Genomic DNA, 20,874 nt, shown 5'->3' on the forward strand with positions numbered 1-20,874 from the left:
GAGGAGCGTCGGGATGGCTGGTCGGGTAGACGGCAAGGTCGCGTTCATCACCGGAGCCGCTCGTGGCCAGGGCCGTAGTCACGCGGTGCGGTTGGCCCAGGAGGGAGCCGACATCATCGCGATCGACATCTGCCGGGGATTCGAAGACTCGACAGCGCCCGCTGCCACACCCGAGGACCTCGCCGAAACCGCAGACATGGTGAAGAACCTGGACCGCCGCATCGTGACCGCCGAGGTCGACGTCCGCGATTACGACGCGTTGAAGGCCGCGCTCGACAGCGGTGTCGAACAGCTTGGCGGGCTCGACATTGTCGTCGCCAACGCCGGTATCGGCACCACCGGCGTCAAGTTGCACAAGATGCGCGAGGACATCTGGGACGAGACCATCGACATCAACCTCGGGGGAGTGTGGAAGACGGTCAAGGCCGCGGTTCCCCATCTACTGGCAGGCGGCAGCGGCTCGATCATCATCACCAGCTCGGTCGGCGGCACCAAGGCCTACCCGCAGGTCGGCCACTACATCGCCGCCAAGCACGGCGTTGTAGGCCTGATGCGGACATTCGCAGTTGAACTCGGCGCCAAGAACATTCGCGTCAACACCGTGCATCCGACCCATGTGTGCACACCGCTGTTGATGAACGAGCCCACGTACAAACTGTTCCGGCCCGACCTGGAGAGCCCGGGACCCGACGACCTCGCGCCGATCTGCCAGTCGTTCCACTTCCTGCCGATCCCGTGGGTCGAGCCCGTCGACATCAGCAATGCGGTGCTGTTCCTGGCATCCGACGAAGCCCGTTACATCACCGGCGTCACCCTGCCCGTCGACGCCGGCAGCCTTCTGAAATAAGGGATTTGACATGACGACCACTTACGGGACGGCCTCGGACAGTGCTGTTTATTACGACCCCTACGACGTCGAGATCGTGGCGAGGCCGTATCCGACCTACGCGCGTCTGCGCGAAGAGGCGCCGCTGTATTACAACGAGAAATACGACTTCTGGGCGCTGTCACGCTACGTCGATGTCGAGAAGTCACTGAACAATTGGGAGACGTTCTCCAATCAGCGCAGCGACATCCTCGAGTTGGTGAAGTCGGATTTCGACATGCCCAAGGGCGTGATGATGTTCGAGGACCCCCCGATCCACACGATGCTGCGCGGGTTGATGTCGAGGGTCTTCACGCCCCGACGAATGGCCGAGATCGAGGACCAGATCCGCAACTACTGCATCAATTGCCTTGATCCACTTGTCGGTTCGGACAGCTTCGATATCGTCGCCGAACTTGCCGCGATGATGCCGATGCGGGTGATCGGCATGTTGTTGGGCATCCCCGAGTCTGATCAGGTCGGGTTCCGCGACCGCAACGACGCCAACCTGCGCACCAAACCCGGTGCGCCGATGAAGGTCGCCAAGGCCGACGCGATCGCCGACGGCCGGATGTACGCCGACTACGTCGAGTGGCGTTCCAACAACCCGTCCGACGATCTGATGACAGCCCTACTCAACGTCGAGTTCACCGACGAGGAAGGGGTGACCCGCAAGCTGCATCGCAAAGAGGTGTTGCACTACACCCAAGTGGTCGCGGGTGCGGGCAACGAGACGACCGGCAGGCTCATCGGCTGGCTGGCCAAGGTGCTGGCCGAGCATCCGGATCAGCGTCGCGAGATCCAGCACGACCGTTCGCTGTTGATCCCCGCGATCGACGAGACGCTGCGCTTCGAGCCGACGGGTCCGCACGTAGCCCGTTACATGGCACGGGATTTTGAGGCGTATGGGCAAACGGTGCCCGCGGGCAGCGCGATGCTGTTGCTCTTCGGAGCCGCCAATCGCGATCCGGAGCGTTACGCGGATCCCGATACGTTCAACATCCACCGCAGCGGGTCGCATCTGACGTTCGGCAAGGGGCTGCACTACTGCCTCGGCGCCAACCTGGCGCGGCTCGAGGGACGCATCGCGCTCGACGAGTTACTCAACCGGTGGCCAGAGTGGGACATCGACTACGAAACCGCGCAACTGGCACCGACATCGACCGTTCGAGGCTGGGAGAAGCTGCGAATCGTCGTCAGCTGATTTTCAGGCCCCGACGGTTTAATTTCATGCTGTTTGGGGCAAGCTAATGAGCATGTCGAAGTTACTTCGTCCGGCGATCGTAGTGGCTGTGTGCGCGCCCATATTCGCAGTTGTGACGGCGGCCTCCGGCGCGGCGCAGCCACAGCCCATCAACTGTCCGCCAGGCCAGTACTGGGATCCGGGTTCCAACTCGTGCAAATCGGCGGTGCCGCTCAACTGCGCACCCGGCCAATACTGGAATCCGATTACGAATTTCTGTCGCCCGCTCGGCCAGTACTAAGTCGCTCTTAGGCACGGGTGTAGTGGGTGCCGCGCGATTCGCGCACCCAGAGTTCGCCATCGCCCGCGGTCGGACCCTGGGCTGCGAGCTCGCGTTTCAGCACCTTGTGGGTCGCGGTCGTGGGCAGGCTATTTGCGATGCGCACGTACCGCGGCCAGCCCTTGGGTGAGAGATCGGACTGCGCCGCGAGGAAGGCCTCGAAATCTTCCGGCGTGATGGCGACGCCGTCGTTCAGCACGATAGCCGCCATGATCTGGTCGCCGACGTTCTCGTCGGGCACCGCGTAGATGGCGACCAGGTTGATGTCAGGCAGCCGGATGAGGATGCGCTCGATCGGTGCGGCCGCCATGTTCTCGCCGTCGACACGCAACCAGTCGCCGCCGCGCCCCGCCAGATAGATCCAGCCGTCGGCGTCCTTATAGGCCAGGTCGCCCGACCAGTACATGCCGTGCTTCATGCGCTCGGCCGTCGCGTCGTCGGCGTTGTAGTAGCCGGTGAAGAAGCCCTGTCCGTCGGTGTTGACGAGTTCGCCGATCGCCTCCTCGGCATTCATCAGCGCGCCGTCGGCGTCGAACTGCGCTGGCGGACACTCGGTGACGGTCTCGGCGTTGTAGATCGCCACCCCCGGAAATCCTTTGCCCAGTGAGCCTTTCGGCGTGCCCTCTTCGCGGGTGATGATGACGGCGTTCTCGGTTGAACCGAAGCCGTCCCACACCGTGCAGCCGAACCGCTGCTGGAAGGCTTCGATGTCCCGGTCGCTGGCCTCGTTGCCGAACGCGATGCGCAACGTCGTGTCGGCGTCGCCGGGCTGTTCGGGGGTGGCCAGAATGTAGGCCAGCGGCTTGCCGACGTAGTTCATGTACGTGGCGCCGTAGCGGCGGATGTCGTCGACGAAGTTCGACGCCGAGAATTTCGCGGGAGCCATCGCGGCGCCCCTGGCCAACGCCACACCCCAACCCGCCACCAACGCGTTGGAGTGGAACAGCGGCATCGACAGGTAGCACGTGTCGTCTGCGTAGACCTCGAACTTGTCGACGAGCGCCTGGCCCGACATCAGCACCATGAAGTGAGACACCCGCACGGGTTTCGGGTTGCCGCTCGTTCCCGAGGTGAAGATCAGCATGTAGGTGTCCATCGGCTCGACCTCGCGGAACGGCGTGAGGTCACCGGCGGCCTCGAGCATGCGCGCCCACTCCTCGCTCGAGGTGTCCAGAATTTGCACGCCGTCGAGGGCGAGACCGTCGAGCAGCGGCCGATGCTCGGCATCGGTCACGACGATCTGGCAATCGGCGCGCCGGATGTCGGCGGCCAGCGCATCGCCGCGACGCGTCGAATTGATGCCACACAGCACATAGCCGCCGATGCCCGCCGCGGCCATCTGGTTCAGGAACTCCGGGGTGTTGCTCATCAGGACGCCGACATGCAGGGGGCGGTCGTGATCGGCGATGGCGAGCAGCGCTGCGGCGCGGGCTGATGCGTCGTTCAGATGCTCGCGCCATGTCCACGTGGCGTCGCCGTACTTCACCGCGACGGAGTCCGACGTTGCGCGCTCGCGCAGCAATTGCTGGATGGTCTCGCTTGGCATGCAGGTAGTTCTAGCATCCACCCATGAGGATCATTGACGCCGACGGTCACGTCGCGGAGGGAGCGTCGCTGGCAGTCGAGGCGATGCGGCGCTGGCCCGAACACATCGTGCCCCGCGAGGACGGACGAGCCCTCGTCATCGAGGGCCGTAACTACCCCGAGGCCGATGGTCCAGGCGCCGGCTGTCCCCGTGAGCACGGCTTGTCGACGGCGTCGGGTATCGACTACACGTCTGCCGAAGGTGTGCTGGGGGACGCCGACCGCGACCACATCGACACGATGGTGCTCTATCCCAGCCTCGGCCTGTGTGTCCCGACGCTGGAGGATCCCACGTTCGCCGCGGGGTTCGCGCGTCTCTACAACCAGTGGATCGCCGATTACTGCAGTTCCTCCGGCGGCCGGTTGCGCGGGATCGCGGTGACACCGATCGAACACGGCGCTGTCGCGGTCGATGTCATGCGTGAGGCTAAAGAGCTGGGTCTCGTCGCGACCCACGTCCCGCCCGCGCTCAAGACACGCAACCTCGACCATCCCGACCTGGATCCGTTCTATGCCGCCGCCGTCGAACTCGACATGCCGCTCGGGATCCACGGCGCCCCGGGTATGCACCTGCCGAAAGTCGGCGTCGACCGGTTCACGAACTACATCCAGGTGCACTGCGTGAGCTTCCCGTTCGACCAGATGACGGCCATGACGGCGCTCATTTCCGGCGGTGTATTCGACCGCCATCCCGCGCTGCGGGTCGCGTTTCTCGAGGCCGGTGTCGGATGGGTGCCGTTCTTCATCGACCGCCTGCACGAGCACTTCGAAAAGCGCGGCGATTGGATCCACGGCGGCTGGCAGCGCGATCCGGGGGAGTATCTGCGGGCGGGCAATATCTGGACCACGTGCGAGCCCGAAGAGCCGATCCTGCCCGGCGTGATCGACGTGCTCGGCGACGACTTCATCATGTTCGCCAGCGACTATCCCCACTGGGACGGCGAATGGCCGCACAGCACAGAGCATTTGAGAAATCGGCCCGATATCGGCGAGGAATCCCGCGCGAAGATCGCGGGACACAACGCCAAGCGGTTCTACTCTCTGAACTAACGGTCGCTGCCCAAACCGCCGGACCCTCCGGTCCTTCTCGCTATTTTTGCTAAGATACGGAAACTGGCCGCACCGGGGCGTGATGGGGTGAGTGCATGTCTGAGGTGGAGTGGACTCCGCTCCCGGTGCCGTGGGCCGTGCGCAGCGTGGACCGCATTCCGAAACAGCGCTATTACGACCAGGACTTCTATGCGCTGGAGACGGAGTTGTTCTGGCCGCGGGTGTGGCAGATGGCGTGCCGTCTGGAAGAGATTCCCAAACCCGGCGACTTCATCGAATACGAGATTCTCGACCAGTCGATCATCGTCGTCCGCGTCGACGACAGCACCGTACGCGCCTACTACAACGCCTGCCGCCACCGCGGCATGAAACTCGTCGAGGGCAGCGGGTCACGACGCAGCTTCGTCTGCCCCTTCCACGGGTGGTGCTGGGGACTCGACGGCAAGAACACCTTTGTGTTGCGCTCGGAGATGTTCGACGACGCCAACCTCGACGCGGGCGATCTCGGTCTGACGCCGGTTCGGTGCGAGTTGTGGGGCGGATGCGCGTGGATCAATCTCGACGACGACGCGCCCCCGTTGCACGACTGCATCGAGCCGTTCGGCTCCCGCCACGACGAGTTCAAGGTGGGGGCGCTGCGCACCGAGTGGTGGAAATCGTGTCTGCTGCCGGTGAATTGGAAGCTGGCCACGGCGGCCTTCATGGAGGGCTACCACGTCCCGCAGACCCATCCGCAGCTGCTGCCGTCGGCCTACCGCCCGGACTCGTCATCAGTACATCCGGTGGTGCAGGCGAGCCTGTATTTCATGCGGACGCTCGGGTCCGGTATGGGCGGGATGACGCACGAGAACGACATCCGGATTGCCGAAGGGCTGCAACACATGTCGCTCCCGGACGACCCCGCTGAGGCGATGGCGACCTGGCGCGCAGCGGTCAACGATGCGGTCACCGCCTGGCACCTGGCGCGCGACTGCGACTTTCCCGACCTCAACGACCTGGATCGGCGGCGCGCCATCGACCCGATCGGGTTCTGCTTCCCGCACTACTTCATCCTTCCGCAGTACAGCAGCGCGTCGTCGTATCGCATCCGTCCGCTGGGGCCCGAGGAGACGTTGTTCGAGGTGTGGTCACTCACCCGTTATCCGAACGACGTTGCACCGGGTAGGCCCACGGCGCCGGAGCCGCTTGCGCCCGACGATCCGAGCTGGCCGATGATTCCGGCGCAGGACTTCTCCAACCTGCCGCGTCAGCAGAAGGGGCTGCACGCCAAGGGGTTCGAGTACATGCGGCTGTCCAACCAGATCGAGGGCCTGATATCGAACTTCGAGCGCGTCATCGACGGCTTCCTCGCTGGCCTGCCGTACGACCAGCTGGTGCCCGCGATCCAGCGCACCAATACGACGATCGACGTGCCCGTCGCCGACCTCGGGCTGTCGGAGAAGGTTCGCACATGGTGAATTGGGACGCGTCCGTCGATCTTCTGATAGCGGGGAGTGGCGGTGGCGGGATGGTCGCTGCACTTGCCGCGCTCGATGCCGGGATCGAACCGCTCGTGGTCGAGAAACAGAGCCTTGTCGGCGGATCGACCGGAATGTCGGGCGGCATGGTGTGGCTGCCCGACAACCCGCTGATGCGCGCCGGTGGCATCTCGGATAGCCACGAGGACGGCCTGGCCTACTTCGATGATGTGGTCGGCGATATCGGAGAGGCATCGTCGGCCGCCCGTCGCGAGACATTTTTGACCGCCGGTAACGCGATGATCAATCTGCTTGTCGACAACGGGGTTCGGCTCGTGCGGTGTCCGGGATGGAGTGACTACTACCCAAACCACAAAGGCGGTAACGCGGCCGGGCGGTCAGTTGAGGGCGTCCCGTACGACGCCGCGGCGCTCGGGGACTGGAGCGACAAGGTCCAGCCGTCGATGGCCAAGAACTACGGGTTCGTGATCAAGACCAATGAGTTGCGCGCCGTGCAGTACTTCAACCGTTCACCGCGGGCGTTCATCACTGCGATGCGAGTGTTCTTGCGCACCAGAGCGGCTCGCATTCGCAACCGCGAGATCCTGACCAACGGCGCGTCGCTCATCGGGCAGATCCTGAAGGCGCTGATGGATTTCGACGGCGGGCCGTCAATGTCGGCACGCGGTAAGCCGCCGATCTGGACCGACACCGCGATGGACGATCTCATCGTCGAGGACGGTCGCGTCGTCGGCGCGCGCGTGACCCGCGGCGGTACGACGATGAACGTCGAGGCCCGCAAGGGCGTGTTACTCGCGGCGGGCGGTTTCAGCCGCAACGCCGACATGCGCCGTCAGTACAGCGGCAACCAGCCCAACGACGGCAAGTGGTCGATAGCCAACGCGGGCGACACGGGCGAGGTGCTGAAAACCGCGATGGCGCTCGGCGCGAAGACCGACCTCCTCGACGAAGCCTGGTGGCTGCCAATGGTGTTCATTCAGGATTCGGGCGCAGCGTCGCTGGGATCGGGGCGGCAGCGTCCCGGCGCGATCTACGTCGACGGCACAGGCAAGCGATTCTGCAACGAGTCGAACTCCTACGTCGAGGTCGGTAAGGCGATGTACGCGAACAAGGCGGTGCCCTGCTGGCAGGTGTTCGACGAGGGCTACGTCCGACGCTATGTGTCGGGGGCCAATCCGCTGAAGAAACGCAGCCTGTCCGAGACGCTGATCGAACAAGGCGTGGTCAAGCGAGCCTTGTCGATCGCCGAGTTGGCGCGGCAGATCGACGTCCCCCCCGATGCACTGGAGTACACCGTCAAGCGGTTCAACGAATTCGCGGCCAAGGGTCTTGATCCAGACTTCGGCCGCGGTCAGTCGGCTTACAACATCTGCCTCGGCGATCCGGGGTACAAGCCGAACGCCGCGGTCGGCCCGCTCGATTCAGCGCCGTATTACGCGACGAGGGTGTTCCCCGCCGATGTCGGCACTTGCGGCGGAGTGATCACCAACGAGCACGCCCAGGTGCTCAATCAGCAGGATGAGGTGATCGAAGGTCTGTATGCGACCGGAAATATCACCGCGACGGTGATGGGCCGCAACTATCTGGGCGCCGGCGGCAGCATCGCCAACACGATGATCTTCGGCTACGTCGCCGCTCGCCACGCCGCCGGGGCGAATCGGGCGCGCTGACCCACCGCCGCGGTGGGTTTACGCGCCGGATTCGCTAGGAATCGGCGGTGAAATCCCGTGGCTTCTTACCGGATTCGATCAGCAGCCGCCGTCGCTCCTGAACATCGGTGGCCGCGCCGACCATGTTCGTCAGGATGTGGCTGACCTGGAGATGCACCCGCATCCCCATCAGCTCATACGCCCGCTTGACATTGTTCTTCACCGCCATCGACGTGGTCAGCGGAATCTGGCCGATCTTGCGGGCCATCTCCTCGACGGTGTCCTCGAGCTGATCGCGGGGCACCACCTTGTTCAGGAGACCCCATTCCAGCGCCTCCTGCGCGGACAGCGTGGGCGCCAACAGCAGCCAGTCCATGGTCCGATGCCAGTTCATCAGTAACCACGGTTCGATCATGGTGTGGCCGCCGGGCTCGCCGAGGCTCTGTGCCAGCGGCATCTGGAAGTACGCATCCTCCGATGCGACGCAGAAGTCGGTGAGGAGGCCGAGGTAGATCCCGCCGCCCATGCAGTAGCCGTGGATCTGCGAGATCGTCGGCTTCGGGAACTCCCACAGGTACAGCGTCGGCCAGAGGAACAGGTCGGCGGTGCCCTTGTAGAGGTCCTCGAACGTGTCCCCGAAATCGGGGTAGGGATTCTCGTCCGGACCCCACCGCGCGACGTGCCCGCCGCAGAACCCTTTCCCGTTGGCCTTGAGGATGACGACCTTGATCTCCTTGTCGCGGTCGGCCTCACGCAGGCAGGCGTCGACCTCTTGGACGAGTTGCGCGTCCTTGGTGTTGGCCTTCTCTGGGCGGTTGAGGATGATCCGCGCGATCGGGGGCTCGCGCTCGTAGATGACCGCTTCGAACTCCATTGCCGTCTCCTAGAGGATTGCTCCGCTGTCCTTGGCCGCCGAGATGTCATCCCAGTCGAGATCGAGCTCCAGCAGGATCTCCTCGGTGTGCTGTCCATGTTCGGGCGCGCGAGCGGCTGCGGGCGGTGTTTCGTTGAATTGAACTGGCGCGGCGACGATCTGGTACTCGTTGCCCTGGTCGTCCACGTTGGGTACGACGTAACCGTTCGGCCTGACCTGCGGATCGTTGAGGGTTTCCTTCGGGGTGGCCAGCGCGGCCCAGACACCGGGTTCGTCGGCGAGGACCTCGCGCCAGTGGTCCAGATCCTGGCTAGCGATGGCCTCGCCGATGAGTGCGCACGCCTCGGGCGTGTTGGCGATCAGGTTGCTTGACGGGACGAAGCGTTCGTCGGTGGCCAACTCCGGCAACCCGATCCGCTCGACGAAGCCGGCCCAGTAGCGATCGGGCTGCAGGAACACGAGTTGCAGGAACCGGCCGTCGCGCGTCTTGTAGCGGTTGACGAGCGGATTGATCGCCAAGCCTGGTGGTGCGCCTGGGATACCGTCCATGTCGAAGAGGTCAGCGACCGAGATCGACGGGGCGATCGTCCACATCGCCTGCGCCAGCAGCGACGAGTCGACGATGCTCGGCTCCCCGGTGCGCTCGCGGTGGAACAGCGCGGCGCACACGCCGCCGGCCAGCGTGATTCCGCCTTGCAGATCACCAAATCCGGGTCCCTGCACCGCGGGCGTCTCGGTGCCGAACGGCGTCATCGTGTAAGACACCCCGCCGCGCGAGAGGTAGGTGGCCGCGTCGAAACCACCCTTGTCGCGGTCGGGTCCACGCACCCCGGTGCCGGTGCCGCGCGCGATGATGATGTTCGGATTGAACGAGCGGATGTCGTCGACGGTCAGCCGCGCCCGTTCCAGTGGTCCGGGCAGCCAGTTGGTCAGGAACACGTCCGCGGTGGCGAGCAGTCGCCCGAAAAATTCACGACCGGTGTCGGACTTGATGTCGAGAGCGATGCTGCGCTTTCCCCGGTTGCCGATCTCGAGGATGAAATCGATGTGCGCGCGGGCGTTCTCTTTCGTGAAGCCACCGATGACCAGCGCCCGGCCCGGATCTCCCGCTTTGACGTCTTCCACCTTGATGACGTCGGCGCCCCAGTCGGCGAGCGCCGCACCGGCCGAGGGAACGTATGTCCACGAAGCCAATTCGACGACTCGCACACCACTGAGAACTCCGGTCATTGCAGCCCCTTCCCGACTTCTTCGAGATACCGGTCGGGTGAACCGAGGAATCCGCTCCAGCCCAACAGTCGCTTCAGATACAGGTGCGCATCGTGCTCCCAGGTGAAGCCGATACCGCCGAACACCTGGATCGCCGTATCGCCGACCTTGGTCAGCCGCCCGGCGAAGGCCTTGGCGCGCAGTGCGGCGAGATGGCGCTCCGCGGGGTCGGCCGCGTCGGCGGCCCACAGCGCGTGGATGACGCCGCTCCGCGCGAGTTCGACTGCCTCGTACATGTCGACGCACAGATGCTGGACGGCTTGAAAGCTTCCGATCGGCTGATCGAATTGCTTTCGCACCTTGGCGTATTCGATGGCGAGGTTCATCACCGCGGTCGCTGCCCCGAGCGCGTCGGCGGCATATGCGATCACCACGTCGTCGACGACCGCATTCATCGCGTCTTCCGACACGGGGCCCAGCCGTCGGGCGGGTGCATTGTCGAACACGAGGTCTGCCATCACGCGTGTCGGGTCGACGCTGGCGCATGGTGTCATGGTCAGTCCCGCGGACGACGTGTCGACCGAGTACAACCCGATGCCGTCGGGTTCGCCGGCGAACACCAGGATGACGTCGGCGTCGTCGGCGTCGGGCACGCAGTCGACGCTGCCGTGCAGTCTCGTCTCGTCGATTGCCGTCGGCCGTGGACCGGACAGGGACGCGACGGTGGCGATGGCGGAACCATCCGCGATGTGGTTCAACAGTCCGACGGCATTGCCGTCAGTGCCGGTGCGGACGAGTGCTCGCGTCGCGGCCACGGCCGTGGACAACCACGGACCCGGGTACAGCGCAGCTCCCAGTTCCTCGGCGACCACTCCGGCTTCCACCATCGTCATGCCCGCGCCGTCGCATTCTTCAGGCACCAGCAAGCCCGTCACGCCCATCGCCGCCAGCCCACGCCAGACCGAATCGGCCCCCGCGACCTTGTCGTCGAGCTGCGGGCGTACATATGTTGCCAGGCTTGCCTTTTCGGTAAGGTAACGCCGCAGGGTGTCTCGCAGCGCGGTCTGCTCGTCGCTGAGTTCGAGGTTCATCGCCTTGGCAGGTCTAACACTCGGGTCGCGGTGATGCCTTTGTTGATCTGGGTTGTCCCACCGGCGATGGTCAGTGAACGCGACGAGAGTCGACGGTCCATCCACCGGCCGCCACTGCCGAGCGGTCCGAACACGTCGAACGCCAGCTCGGCGAGTTCCTGGCCGAGTTCGGCCCAGACACTCTTGGCCAGGCTGGCCGAGCCGAGCGCATCGCCGCCGTGCAACATGGCCGATATCGAGCGCTTGCACAAGTACTCGAGGTATTTGATGCGGACAGCGACGTCACCGAGCCGACAGAGCGTCGCGCTGTTCTCCAGCGCCGGTCTGCCGTCAACGACGTGCTCGCCGAGGTCGGCCACGAGGTCGGCCAGCTGCATCTCCATCTGCGCGTACAACCGCGCGGCGCCGGCCCTCTCGTGGCTCAACGTGGTGGTGGCGACCTGCCAACCCGCGTTGAGCGGACCGAGCAGGGCATCGGCGGGTACGCGCACGTCGGTGAAGAACACCTCGGCGAAGTCGGCGGCCCCGTTGATCGTCACCAGCGGCCGCACCTCGATGCCGGGCGACTTCATGTCAACGATGAGGCAGGAGATGCCCTTGTGTTTGGAGGCGTCCGGGTCGGTGCGCACATACAGCTGACACCAGTCGGCCCGGTGGCCCAGCGATGTCCAGATCTTCTGGCCGTTGACGACGAAGTCGTCACCGTCACGCGCCGCGCGGGTTCGCAGCGACGCCAGATCGGATCCCGCCTCGGGCTCGGACATGCCCTGACACCAGATGTCGTCGGCCCGCACCATCCGGGGGAGCAGCCGACGCATCTGATCCTCGGTGCCGTACTGCATGATCGCCGGGGCAATGTTGTTCATGCCGATCACGTTGAGCGGCATGGGAGCTCGTGCCCGCGTCGTTTCCTCGGCGTAGACCAACTGCTCGAGCACCGTCGCCCCGCGGCCGCCGTATTCCTGCGGCCACGAAACCGCACCCCAGCCCGCGTCGGCCACCGCCGCATCCCACGCCCGAAGAGTCTCAAAAGCCTGCGGATCGCGCCCTCGGCGCCGGTCTGCGGTCGTCACCTCATCAGTCAGGTTGGCGGACAGCCACGCCCGCAGCTCCTTGCGGAAGGGCTCCACCTCCGCCGGATATGAGAAGTCCACGGTTTCCTGTTCGGGATCGGCCTGATTGGTTTCTTTATAATTTTAGGTAGTATAGCCACCGCTGGCGTACTGGCAGAGAGGTTCGGTCATGGGCAGGGTTACGGGCAAAGTGGCCCTGGTCAGCGGAGCTGCCCGTGGCCAAGGACGTTCACACGCGCGCACGCTCGCCGCGGAGGGCGCTGACATCATCGCCGTCGACATCTGCGCCGACATCGAGACCAACGACTACCCGCTGGCGCGTCCGGAGGACCTCGACGAGACCGCGCGACTGGTCGAAAAGGAAGGTCAGCGCGCCTACACCGAGATCGCCGACGTCCGCGACCGTGTCGGGCTGGCGGCGGCGATCGACCGAGGCGTCGAAGAGTTCGGACAGCTCGACATCGTGGTCGCCAACGCCGGGATCTGCCCGATGACCGCGGGGCTGCCGCCGCAAGCGTTCGTCGACGCGGTCGACGTCGACCTCATCGGCGTCATGAACCTCATTCACGCCAGCATGAAGCACCTCCACGCGGGTGCCTCCGTCATCGCCACCGGATCTGTCGCGGCGTTCATGGCGACGGCCGTCAACACCAGCGGCATGGATGGCGGACCCGGTGGAGCGGGCTACGCGTTCGCCAAACAGATTGTCGCGCACTACGTCAACGATCTCGCCCGCACCTTGGCGCCCGAGCAGATCCGCGTGAACGCCGTGCACCCGACCAACGTCAACACCGACATGCTGCACAGCCCGCCGATGTACAAGGCGTTTCGACCGGATCTGCCGAATCCCACGCGCGAGGATGCCGAAATCGTCTTCCCGATGATCCAGGGGATGCCGATTCCGTACGTGGAGCCCGAGGACATCAGCGAAGCCGTGCTGTTTCTGGCCAGCGACGCCGCCCGTTACGTCACCGGCCAGCAGTTGCGTGTCGACGCGGGCGGTTTCCTGAAAATCAAGCCGTGGTCGGGCCCATAGCGGAGGTGTGGATATGCCAAGGGGAATCATGTACGTCGAGACGATGCCGGTTTCGTCTGATCGTGAAGCGGAGTACCACAAGTGGTACAACGACACACATCTGGCGCAGATCCTCTCGGTCGACGGCATCGTCTCGGCGCGCCGGTTCGCACCCAACGATGGTGACGGACCGTTCATCGCGATCTACGAACTGGATTGCGACGACCTGGATGCGGCTGTAACGCGGCTCGGGGAACTCGGCGCCAGCGGAACAATGACCGGCCTCGAGAACCTCGCCATGGATCCAAAGCCGATTCCCAAGGTGTACCGCGAGATCGGGTCGCTGGGCCCGTGAGCTATTCGACAGATCTGCAGCGGCGCATCTATGCGCTGATGGTGCTGATGAAGGCGGCCGACGACAGGTTGTCCAAAGGAATCGGAACCGGCGAGTTCATGTGCGTGTACTGGCCCTCGCGCGGGCAGGAGGCGATCGGCGCCGCGATGGGTGTCGCTCTGCGTGACGACGACCAGCTGGTGACGACCTATCGCGGGCTGCACGACCTGATCGGCAAAGGCGTTCCGCTGGAAGAGATTTACGGCGAAATGATGGGCCGCACCGTGGGCGCCAGCCGCGGCAAGGGCGGCACCATGCACATCGCCAAACCCGAGAACGGCGTGATGTTCGCGACGGGCATCGTCGGTGCCGGACCACCCGTCGCGGTCGGGCTTGCGATGGCGGCCAAACGTAAGGGTCTGGACCGAGTCACGGTCGTCAGTTTCGGTGATGGCGCCACAAACACGGGCTCCTTCCATGAGGCCGCGAACATGGCCGCACTGTGGAACTTGCCAATCGTGTTCGTCTGTCAGAACAACCTTTTCGCCGAGATGACGCCCACCCACGACACGATGAAGCTCACGCGCGTCGCCGACCGGGCGGCCGGCTACGGCATGCCCGGTGTCCAGGTGGACGGCAATGACCCGCTGGCGGTGCTGGATGTGCTGGCCGAGGCGATCGGCAAAGCGCGCAATGGCGACGGCCCCACCTTCCTCGAGTGCGTGACCTTCCGTTTCCGCGGGCACTACTTCGGCGACCGTATGCCCTACATCCCGAAGGATCAGCTCTCGGCGGCGATGGAGGCGGATCCGGTACCGCGGTTCCGGAAGTACTTGATCGACAGCGGCGTCTGCACCGACGACGAGCTCAGCGGCATCGACGAAGGCGCCTCCATCAAGGTCGAAGAGGCGCTCAAGGCGGTCATCAGTGCCGAGGCGCCGTCGATGGACGAACTCGACCGCGACGTGTACGCGTCCCCGATCCGTTACCCGGTCTGAGGGAGACGCTGATGGACGAGAAAGAAATGACCATGCGCGAGGCGCTGAACCTCGCGCTCGACCAGGCGCTGGCAGCCGACGACCGGGTGTTCCTGCTCGGTGAGGACATCGCCGATCCCGGCGCGTCCGGCCCGACCGCCGGGCTGTCGACGAAATACGGCCACGACCGGGTGCTGGACACGCCGATTTCGGAGGCCGCCATCGTCGGTGCTGCTATCGGCGCCGCGATCGACGGGCTGCTGCCGGTCGCCGAGATCATGATCATGGATTTCATCGGCATCGCTGCCGACCAGCTGATCAACAGCGCCGCCAAACTGCGATTCATGACGGCTGGACGCACGACGGCTCCGATCACTGTCCGTACCCAGGTGTACGGCGGACTCGCCACCGGGGCAACGCATTCCCAGACGCTGGAAGCCTGGTTCATGCACATACCGGGAATGAAGGTGATCGTTCCCTCGACGCCGCGCGACGGTAAAGGCCTACTGACATCGGCGATCTTCGACGAAGACCCGTGTCTGTTCGTCGAGACGATTCGTCTACAGGGGCAGAAGGGCGCGGTCCCAACGGATCCCGGGTTCGCGATTCCGCTCGGCCAGGCCGATGTCAAGCGGCCCGGCTCGGACGTCACCCTGATCAGCTATGGGCGCAGCGTATTGGAATGCCTGAAGGCCGCAGAACAGCTGCAGGAGCAGGGTGTCAACGCCGAGGTTGTCGACCTTCGCACGCTCGTGCCCTTGGACGTCGAGACCATCGTCGAATCGGTGCGGCGCACTCGCCGCGCGGTCGTGGTACACGACGCCGTCCAGTTCGCGGGACCTGGCGCGGAGATCGTCGCCACCTTGCAGGCAGAATGCTTTGGTCAGCTCACCGCGCCGATCGAGCGCGTCGGAGCACGGTTCGTTCCCACGCCGGCAGCGGCGGCGCTGGAGGCGCAGCTCTATCCGTCGGCAGCACGGATCGTCGAGGCCGTGCAGCGGACCCTGGCCACCGCGGGCGCGCATGGCTGACTTCGTCATTCGTATTCCGCGTACGTCGGTCGCGGTCTCTGAAGCCGAGCTGACAGAGCTACTGGTCGAGAACGGCCAGCACGTGGAGGAAGGCGCCCCGCTCTTCACTGTGGCCACCGAGAAGGTGGAACAGGAGATCGAAGCCGGAGCATCGGGCACCGTCAACTGGACAGGCGAAATCGGGACCACCTACGACATCGGCGCTGAAATCGGCAGCATTCGTGGCATCTGAAAGTAGTGGAAAGGGAATTCATCCATGGACATCAACGAAACTCGCGAACGGATCATCTTCGAGAAGACCGGCCCCATCGCGAAGATCACCCTGAACTGGCCGGAGAAGGCCAACGCCCAGGACCAGAAGCAGGTCGAGGAGATCGACGATGCGCTTCGTGATGCCGACCGCGATTACGACATCAAGGTTCTGATCATCAAGGCCAACGGCAAGGGCTTCTGCTCGGGGCACGCCATCGGCAACAACGCCGTCGATTACCCGGAGTTCGTCGAGGGCTTCAAGGCCACCGGTATGCCGTGGAAACCTCAGACCGATCTGTTCGTCAAGCCGATCCTGAACCTGTGGGAGTTTTCCAAGCCCACCATCTCGCAGATCCACGGGTACTGCGTCGGTGGCGGCACGCACTACGGTCTGACCACCGATATCGCTATTGCTTCCGAGGACGCCTACTTCTCGTATCCGCCACTGCAGGGGTTCGGTATGCCGTCGGGTGAATGTTCGATCGAGCCATGGGTTTTCATGAACTGGCGGCGCGCATCGTATTACCTGTATACGGCCGAAAACGTCGACGCGAAAAAGGCTCTCGAATACGGCCTCATCAACGAGGTCGTCAAGCGGGAAGATCTGGAGGCGCGGGTGGAGGCGATCGCCCGCCACATCGCTCAGGCCCCGCTCACCACGCTGCTGGCCACCAAGGCCAACATCAAGCGGGCGTGGGAGATGATGGGCATGCGCGTGCACTGGCAGAGTTCCAACGATCTCGTTGCCCTCGCGTCGGTCAGCCGGGACGTTCAGGACCTCATCCAGCGGGTGTTCGCCGACAAGATCCTGCCGTCGGAGATGGCGGAGCGGCAGGCGGCGGCCTCCAAGAACGGCGATGCCACGTAAAGTCCTCCAGGGACTGAGAACTTGAACATCTCTGACCACGCGACGGCGGCCGCGGATTCTGCAGCCGTGGTCGTCGCGGACGGTGAGACGATCACGTACGGCGAGCTCTACGCCAGGAGCCAGCGGGTGGCGGCTCTGCTGTACGAGGCAGGGCTACGGCACGGCGACGGCGTCGCGCTGGTGTTGCCGAACCGGCCGGAGTTCTTCGAGATCACGTGGGGCTGCCAGCTTTCGGGGTTGTACTACAGCGCAGTCAACACGCACTTCACGGCAGATGAAGTCGCCTACGTCATCGATGACTCCGAAGCCAAGGCCGTGTTCGTCGACGAGTCGATGCCTGAACTGGCTGCGCACATTCTCGAGGCGAATCCGGGCGTCGAGGTCCACATCAGCGTCGGCGCCACGCTGCCGGGCTGGACCGCCTACGCCGAGGCGCTGGCATCCGCGGGCTCGGCGCCACCGATTTCTGACGGCACCGAAATGCTCTACTCCTCGGGAACCACGGGGCGGCCGAAGGCCGTTCGGCGGCCACTGCCGACCGACGGGCAGGGGTCGTGGGCGCAGAAGGTGCTCGAATACTCACTGGGCCAGCGCTACGACATGACGTCGTCGAGCGTCTACCTCTCCCCGGCACCGCTGTACCACGCGGCGGGCATCAACTACACGATGGCGGTGCACCGGGTGGGTGCCGCCTCGATTCTGATGCGCAAGTTCGACGCCGAGGCGGTGTTGCGGCTCATCGAGAAGCATCGCGTCACCCATGCGCAGTTCGTGCCCACGATGTTCGTCCGGATGCTCAAGCTGCCCGAAACCGTCAGAAGCTCCTACGACGTGTCGAGCCTGCAATGCGTGATCCATGCCGCGGCACCGTGCCCGGTCGACGTCAAATACAAGATGATGGAGTGGTTTGGTCCCGTCATCCACGAGTATTACGGGGGGACAGAGGGTTTCGCCGGCACCGGTATCGGGCCCGAGGAGTGGTTGGCGCATCCGGGATCGGTCGGTCAGCCGATCACACCGGTGCATGTGTTGGACGACGAGGGTGTCGAGGTTCCCGTCGGCGAGTCGGGGGAGCTGTTCTTCGAGGGCGGACCGGCGTTCGAATACTTCAAAGACCCGGACAAGACCGCGTCCGTGTCCAACGACCGTGGCTGGCGGTCGCTGGGGGACATGGGCTTCGTCGACGAGGACGGCTACCTGTACCTCACCGACAGGTCCACGTTCATGATCGTCTCCGGCGGAGTGAACATCTACCCGCAGGAGGTCGAGAACCTCCTCGTGATGCACCCCAAGCTCGTCGACGCCGCGGTGTTCGGTGTGCCCAACGACGAGTTCGGCGAGGAGGTCAAGGCCGTCGTCCAGCCCGTCGAGGGAGTCGAGGCTGGGCCTGCACTCGAGGCCGAACTGATCGACCACTGCCGATCGCATCTCGCGACGTACAAGTGCCCGCGCACGATCGAGTTCGACCCGCAACTGCCGCGCGATCCCAATGGCAAGCTCTACAAGCGGCGCATCCGGGAGCGCTACTGGCAGGGCCGCGCGTCGCGCATCCTCTGACTCAGTCGAGGCTGAAATCGATGATGCCGCGGACGATCTCGCCATTCAACTGGTCGCGGTAACCGTCGTTGATCTCGTCGAGCCGGTAGCGCCGGGTGATCATCTCGTCGAGTTGCAGCTGACCCGTCTCGTAGAGCTTGACGAAGCGGGGTACGTCGACGCGCGGATTGCACGATCCGTACACGGTGCCGACGAGGTTCTTGTTCCACAGGATGAACTCCTGCAGATTGATCCCGATCGAACTCGTCAGCTGCCTGGTCATCCCGGTCAGCACACAGGTGCCGCCCTTACGCGTCAGGCTCAGCGCCGGCTGCACATCGTCCTCGGTGATCAACGAGGGGGAGACGATGACGCTGTCTGCCATCACCCCTGCGGTCAGATCGCGAACCAGATCGGCGGCTTCTTCGGTGGACGCGACGCTGTGGGTGGCGCCGAATCCCAGCGCGGACTTCTGCTTGAACTCCACCGGATCGACGGCGATGATCTGCGCGGCGCCGTTGATGCGGGCGCCCTGGATCGCGCCCGTGCCGATACCGCCGACGCCGATCACCACGACAGTGTCTCCGGTGCGCACCTTGGCGCGGTTCTCCGCGGATCCGTAACCGGTGGGGATGCCGCAGGACAGCAGTGCCATCGGCAACAGCAGCAAGTGAGGGTCGATCTTAACGATCGAATCAGGCGACACCACAGTGTGTTTCGAGAACGCGCCGACCTTGGACAGATGGCCCAAATTGCGGCCGTCGGCCGTGTGATGGCGGAACGTACCGTCGGTGGGCATGCCGGGGATCATCACCTGGGCGCCCATATCGCAGATGTACTCCATGCCGGAGTTGCACCACCGGCAACTGCCGCACACTGCGACGAACGACGTCACGACGTGGTCACCCGGCTTGAAGTCGGTGACGCCCGCGCCGACCTCGAGGACCACGCCCGCACCCTCGTGGCCACCTATCAACGGGAACATCGACGGCAGCCCGTAAGACTGCATCACCTCGTTGGAGGCGGACATGTCGCCGTTGCGGATGTGCTCATCGGAGTGGCACAGCCCGGCCGCGGCCATCTCGAGGAGCACCTCGCCGGCCTTCGGCGGGTCGAGCTCGAACTCCTCTACCGACCACTGCTGACCCATGTCGTGCAGGATCGCCGCGCGAGTTTTCACGAGAGGGGTCGGAACGTGACGGGCAGATGCTTGGGCGATCGAAATGGCATGCCGGTAATCTTCGTATCCTCGTCGGCGATTAGTTGGAAATCGGTCAAACGGTCGAAGAGGCTCGTCAGCATCGCCTTGGTCTCGACACGCGCCAGGTGCATCCCGAGGCAGCTGTGAATGCCACCCGCGAAGGAGATGTGTGCCCGCCGCGGACGGTGGATATCGAACACGTCGGGGTTGTCCCACCGCTTGTCGTCGCGATTGGCCGCGCCCATACACAAGGTGATCGACGCGCCCTCCGGAATCGTCTGGCCATGCATCTCGACATCGCGAGTGGTGTTGCGCGCCACCAGAACCAGTGGTGTCTCGTAACGGATGCCCTCTTCGATGGCCGCGGGAATGAGGTCGCGATCCTGCTGCACCGCCGCGAGCTGTTCGGGGTGGGTGAGGAGCAGGTACAGCAGATTCCCCGATGACCGGTACGTCGTCTCGAGACCGGCGGGCAACAGCAGTCGAAGGAACGAGATGATCGCCTCGTCGGTGAGCTTTTCGCCGTCGACCTCCGCGGCGACCAGATCGCCGATGACATCGTTGGTCGGTGTGGTGCGACGCTGGTCCACCTGCTGTTGGAAGTAGGTCCCCAGTTCGACCGAGGCGTTGAGGCCGGCCTCGATGTCCTCGGTGATCGAGATCAGGTCCAGCGAGAGCCGCCGGAACATCTCGAGATCCTCCTGCGGGAGACCCAGCAGCGCCGCGGTGACCCGTGTGGGGAACTCGAACGTCACCGCCTTGACCAGATCGACCTCACCCGCATCTTTGAACTCGTCGACCAGCTGATCGCAGATCGGGTCGATGACCTCGGGTTCCCATGCGGCCAGAGTGCTCTGTTTGAACGCCTTACTCACCAGGCTGCGGTGGTCGTGATGCTGCTTGCCCGCCATGCCCAGAATCGTCGGCCCGAAGACCAGTCCAATGGTCTGGTTGTACATCTCCGAGGCGAAGACCGTGTCCTCGCGGAAAGCGGTGAAGACGCTGTCGAAGTCGAACAGGGTCCAATTCTCAGGGTTCTTGAGCTCCTCCGGCATGAGGTCGCTCTCCATGAGCGTGCCCCGCCACACCGGCGCTGTCCTGCGCATGTGGTCGAAGTACGGGTAGGGATCGTTCACCAAATCAGGGGCGGTCGGCTGGTCATGCGAATCCGTGCTGGTTGTCACACATGCCTCCCGCGGCAGCCTCTGGCAAGTCGTTGGCTCTATCTTTACTATTTTAGTATTCTAGGTCAAGGGAAGAGGAG

The 20,874-nt window shown here is 64.4% G+C and carries 19 protein-coding genes; 12 read left to right on the forward strand and 7 right to left on the reverse strand.

Going from position 1 to position 20,874, the window contains the following annotated elements; all coding sequences use genetic code 11:
* Positions 1-13: 13 nt before the first annotated feature.
* Positions 14-847 (forward strand): mycofactocin-coupled SDR family oxidoreductase, encoded by an 834-nt coding sequence (locus tag ACIA48_RS11435; protein WP_396730895.1) that lies wholly within the window; start codon positions 14-16, stop codon positions 845-847.
* Between the two features lie 10 nt (positions 848-857).
* A complete protein-coding gene (locus ACIA48_RS11440; RefSeq protein ID WP_396730897.1) occupies positions 858-2,069 on the forward strand; it encodes a cytochrome P450 in 1,212 nt (403 codons plus the stop codon).
* 287 nt (positions 2,070-2,356) lie between these two features.
* On the opposite strand, the gene fadD1 is transcribed toward ACIA48_RS11440, so the two are convergent.
* Positions 2,357-3,934 carry a fatty-acid--CoA ligase FadD1 gene (gene fadD1, locus ACIA48_RS11445; RefSeq protein WP_396730899.1) on the reverse strand — a complete coding sequence of 526 codons (1,578 nt, stop codon included), beginning with the start codon at positions 3,932-3,934 and terminating at the stop codon, positions 2,357-2,359.
* A gap of 23 nt (positions 3,935-3,957) precedes the next feature.
* On the opposite strand from fadD1, the gene ACIA48_RS11450 reads away from it, so the two are divergent.
* The 3 genes from ACIA48_RS11450 (at position 3,958) to ACIA48_RS11460 (ending at position 8,170) form a co-directional block, all read left to right on the forward strand.
* Positions 3,958-5,022 carry an amidohydrolase family protein gene (locus ACIA48_RS11450; RefSeq protein ID WP_396730901.1) on the forward strand — a complete coding sequence of 355 codons (1,065 nt, stop codon included), beginning with the start codon at positions 3,958-3,960 and terminating at the stop codon, positions 5,020-5,022.
* Positions 5,023-5,117: 95 nt separating this feature from the next.
* On the forward strand, positions 5,118-6,479 hold the full coding sequence (locus ACIA48_RS11455) for an aromatic ring-hydroxylating dioxygenase subunit alpha (protein WP_396730903.1): 1,362 nt from the start codon (positions 5,118-5,120) through the stop codon (positions 6,477-6,479).
* Positions 6,473-8,170, forward strand: a complete 1,698-nt coding sequence (locus tag ACIA48_RS11460) for an FAD-binding protein (protein WP_396730905.1) — start codon at positions 6,473-6,475, stop codon at positions 8,168-8,170. Before ACIA48_RS11455 ends, ACIA48_RS11460 begins: the two co-directional genes overlap by 7 nt.
* Before the next feature lie 34 nt (positions 8,171-8,204).
* Here the strand turns inward: ACIA48_RS11460 and ACIA48_RS11465 are convergent, their stop codons facing one another.
* Genes ACIA48_RS11465 through ACIA48_RS11480 form a run of 4 tightly spaced genes read right to left on the reverse strand, consistent with a single transcriptional unit; the run spans position 8,205 to position 12,477 of the window.
* Positions 8,205-9,023, reverse strand: coding sequence for an enoyl-CoA hydratase-related protein (locus tag ACIA48_RS11465; protein ID WP_396730907.1), 819 nt, complete (start codon positions 9,021-9,023; stop codon positions 8,205-8,207).
* A gap of 9 nt (positions 9,024-9,032) precedes the next feature.
* Entirely contained in the window at positions 9,033-10,253 is a 1,221-nt protein-coding gene (locus ACIA48_RS11470) for a CaiB/BaiF CoA transferase family protein (RefSeq protein ID WP_396730909.1), read from the reverse strand.
* Positions 10,250-11,323 carry an acyl-CoA dehydrogenase family protein gene (locus ACIA48_RS11475; protein ID WP_396730911.1) on the reverse strand — a complete coding sequence of 358 codons (1,074 nt, stop codon included), beginning with the start codon at positions 11,321-11,323 and terminating at the stop codon, positions 10,250-10,252. The genes ACIA48_RS11470 and ACIA48_RS11475 overlap by 4 nt, the downstream gene beginning before the upstream one ends.
* Positions 11,320-12,477, reverse strand: a complete 1,158-nt coding sequence (locus ACIA48_RS11480; RefSeq protein ID WP_396730913.1) for an acyl-CoA dehydrogenase family protein — start codon at positions 12,475-12,477, stop codon at positions 11,320-11,322. The genes ACIA48_RS11475 and ACIA48_RS11480 overlap by 4 nt, the downstream gene beginning before the upstream one ends.
* A gap of 88 nt (positions 12,478-12,565) precedes the next feature.
* Between ACIA48_RS11480 and ACIA48_RS11485 the strand changes: the two genes are divergently transcribed.
* Genes ACIA48_RS11485 through ACIA48_RS11515 form a run of 7 tightly spaced genes read left to right on the forward strand, consistent with a single transcriptional unit; the run spans position 12,566 to position 18,430 of the window.
* Complete coding sequence (locus tag ACIA48_RS11485) at positions 12,566-13,432, forward strand: mycofactocin-coupled SDR family oxidoreductase (RefSeq protein ID WP_396730915.1); 867 nt, start codon at positions 12,566-12,568, stop codon at positions 13,430-13,432.
* Between the two features lie 13 nt (positions 13,433-13,445).
* On the forward strand, positions 13,446-13,766 hold the full coding sequence (locus tag ACIA48_RS11490) for a hypothetical protein (protein WP_396730916.1): 321 nt from the start codon (positions 13,446-13,448) through the stop codon (positions 13,764-13,766).
* Between the two features lie 38 nt (positions 13,767-13,804).
* Complete coding sequence (locus ACIA48_RS11495; RefSeq protein ID WP_396732732.1) at positions 13,805-14,743, forward strand: thiamine pyrophosphate-dependent dehydrogenase E1 component subunit alpha; 939 nt, start codon at positions 13,805-13,807, stop codon at positions 14,741-14,743.
* An 11-nt stretch (positions 14,744-14,754) separates the two neighbouring features.
* Positions 14,755-15,753, forward strand: a complete 999-nt coding sequence (locus ACIA48_RS11500; protein ID WP_396730918.1) for an alpha-ketoacid dehydrogenase subunit beta — start codon at positions 14,755-14,757, stop codon at positions 15,751-15,753.
* Positions 15,746-15,985 (forward strand): lipoyl domain-containing protein, encoded by a 240-nt coding sequence (locus tag ACIA48_RS11505; protein ID WP_396730920.1) that lies wholly within the window; start codon positions 15,746-15,748, stop codon positions 15,983-15,985. Before ACIA48_RS11500 ends, ACIA48_RS11505 begins: the two co-directional genes overlap by 8 nt.
* 24 nt (positions 15,986-16,009) lie before the next feature.
* On the forward strand, positions 16,010-16,873 hold the full coding sequence (locus ACIA48_RS11510; RefSeq protein WP_396730922.1) for an enoyl-CoA hydratase/isomerase family protein: 864 nt from the start codon (positions 16,010-16,012) through the stop codon (positions 16,871-16,873).
* A 21-nt stretch (positions 16,874-16,894) separates the two neighbouring features.
* Positions 16,895-18,430, forward strand: coding sequence for an acyl-CoA synthetase (locus ACIA48_RS11515; RefSeq protein WP_396730923.1), 1,536 nt, complete (start codon positions 16,895-16,897; stop codon positions 18,428-18,430).
* 1 nt (position 18,431) lies between these two features.
* On the opposite strand, the gene ACIA48_RS11520 is transcribed toward ACIA48_RS11515, so the two are convergent.
* Together ACIA48_RS11520 and ACIA48_RS11525 are read right to left on the reverse strand one after the other, a co-directional pair.
* Entirely contained in the window at positions 18,432-19,589 is a 1,158-nt protein-coding gene (locus ACIA48_RS11520; RefSeq protein WP_396730925.1) for an NDMA-dependent alcohol dehydrogenase, read from the reverse strand.
* Positions 19,586-20,794 (reverse strand): cytochrome P450, encoded by a 1,209-nt coding sequence (locus ACIA48_RS11525; RefSeq protein WP_396730927.1) that lies wholly within the window; start codon positions 20,792-20,794, stop codon positions 19,586-19,588. Before ACIA48_RS11525 ends, ACIA48_RS11520 begins: the two co-directional genes overlap by 4 nt.
* Between the last annotated feature and the right edge of the window lie 80 nt (positions 20,795-20,874).

The organism is Mycobacterium sp. NPDC051804 (genome assembly GCF_044452905.1).
GTDB lineage: Bacteria > Actinomycetota > Actinomycetes > Mycobacteriales > Mycobacteriaceae > Mycobacterium.

What these genes read in the sequence shown, in the direction of transcription:
- ACIA48_RS11465 (WP_396730907.1), bottom strand. Translation starts at nt 9,023, where the DNA reads ATGGAGTTCGAAGCGGTCATCTACGAGCGCGAGCCCCCGATCGCGCGG.
- ACIA48_RS11485 (WP_396730915.1), top strand. Translation starts at nt 12,566, where the DNA reads ATGGGCAGGGTTACGGGCAAAGTGGCCCTGGTCAGCGGAGCTGCCCGT.
- ACIA48_RS11505 (WP_396730920.1), top strand. Translation starts at nt 15,746, where the DNA reads ATGGCTGACTTCGTCATTCGTATTCCGCGTACGTCGGTCGCGGTCTCT.
- ACIA48_RS11455 (WP_396730903.1), top strand. Translation starts at nt 5,118, where the DNA reads ATGTCTGAGGTGGAGTGGACTCCGCTCCCGGTGCCGTGGGCCGTGCGC.
- ACIA48_RS11470 (WP_396730909.1), bottom strand. Translation starts at nt 10,253, where the DNA reads ATGACCGGAGTTCTCAGTGGTGTGCGAGTCGTCGAATTGGCTTCGTGG.
- ACIA48_RS11450 (WP_396730901.1), top strand. Translation starts at nt 3,958, where the DNA reads ATGAGGATCATTGACGCCGACGGTCACGTCGCGGAGGGAGCGTCGCTG.
- ACIA48_RS11490 (WP_396730916.1), top strand. Translation starts at nt 13,446, where the DNA reads ATGCCAAGGGGAATCATGTACGTCGAGACGATGCCGGTTTCGTCTGAT.
- ACIA48_RS11440 (WP_396730897.1), top strand. Translation starts at nt 858, where the DNA reads ATGACGACCACTTACGGGACGGCCTCGGACAGTGCTGTTTATTACGAC.
- ACIA48_RS11510 (WP_396730922.1), top strand. Translation starts at nt 16,010, where the DNA reads ATGGACATCAACGAAACTCGCGAACGGATCATCTTCGAGAAGACCGGC.
- fadD1 (WP_396730899.1), bottom strand. Translation starts at nt 3,934, where the DNA reads ATGCCAAGCGAGACCATCCAGCAATTGCTGCGCGAGCGCGCAACGTCG.
- ACIA48_RS11435 (WP_396730895.1), top strand. Translation starts at nt 14, where the DNA reads ATGGCTGGTCGGGTAGACGGCAAGGTCGCGTTCATCACCGGAGCCGCT.
- ACIA48_RS11495 (WP_396732732.1), top strand. Translation starts at nt 13,805, where the DNA reads ATGGTGCTGATGAAGGCGGCCGACGACAGGTTGTCCAAAGGAATCGGA.
- ACIA48_RS11500 (WP_396730918.1), top strand. Translation starts at nt 14,755, where the DNA reads ATGGACGAGAAAGAAATGACCATGCGCGAGGCGCTGAACCTCGCGCTC.
- ACIA48_RS11475 (WP_396730911.1), bottom strand. Translation starts at nt 11,323, where the DNA reads ATGAACCTCGAACTCAGCGACGAGCAGACCGCGCTGCGAGACACCCTG.
- ACIA48_RS11460 (WP_396730905.1), top strand. Translation starts at nt 6,473, where the DNA reads ATGGTGAATTGGGACGCGTCCGTCGATCTTCTGATAGCGGGGAGTGGC.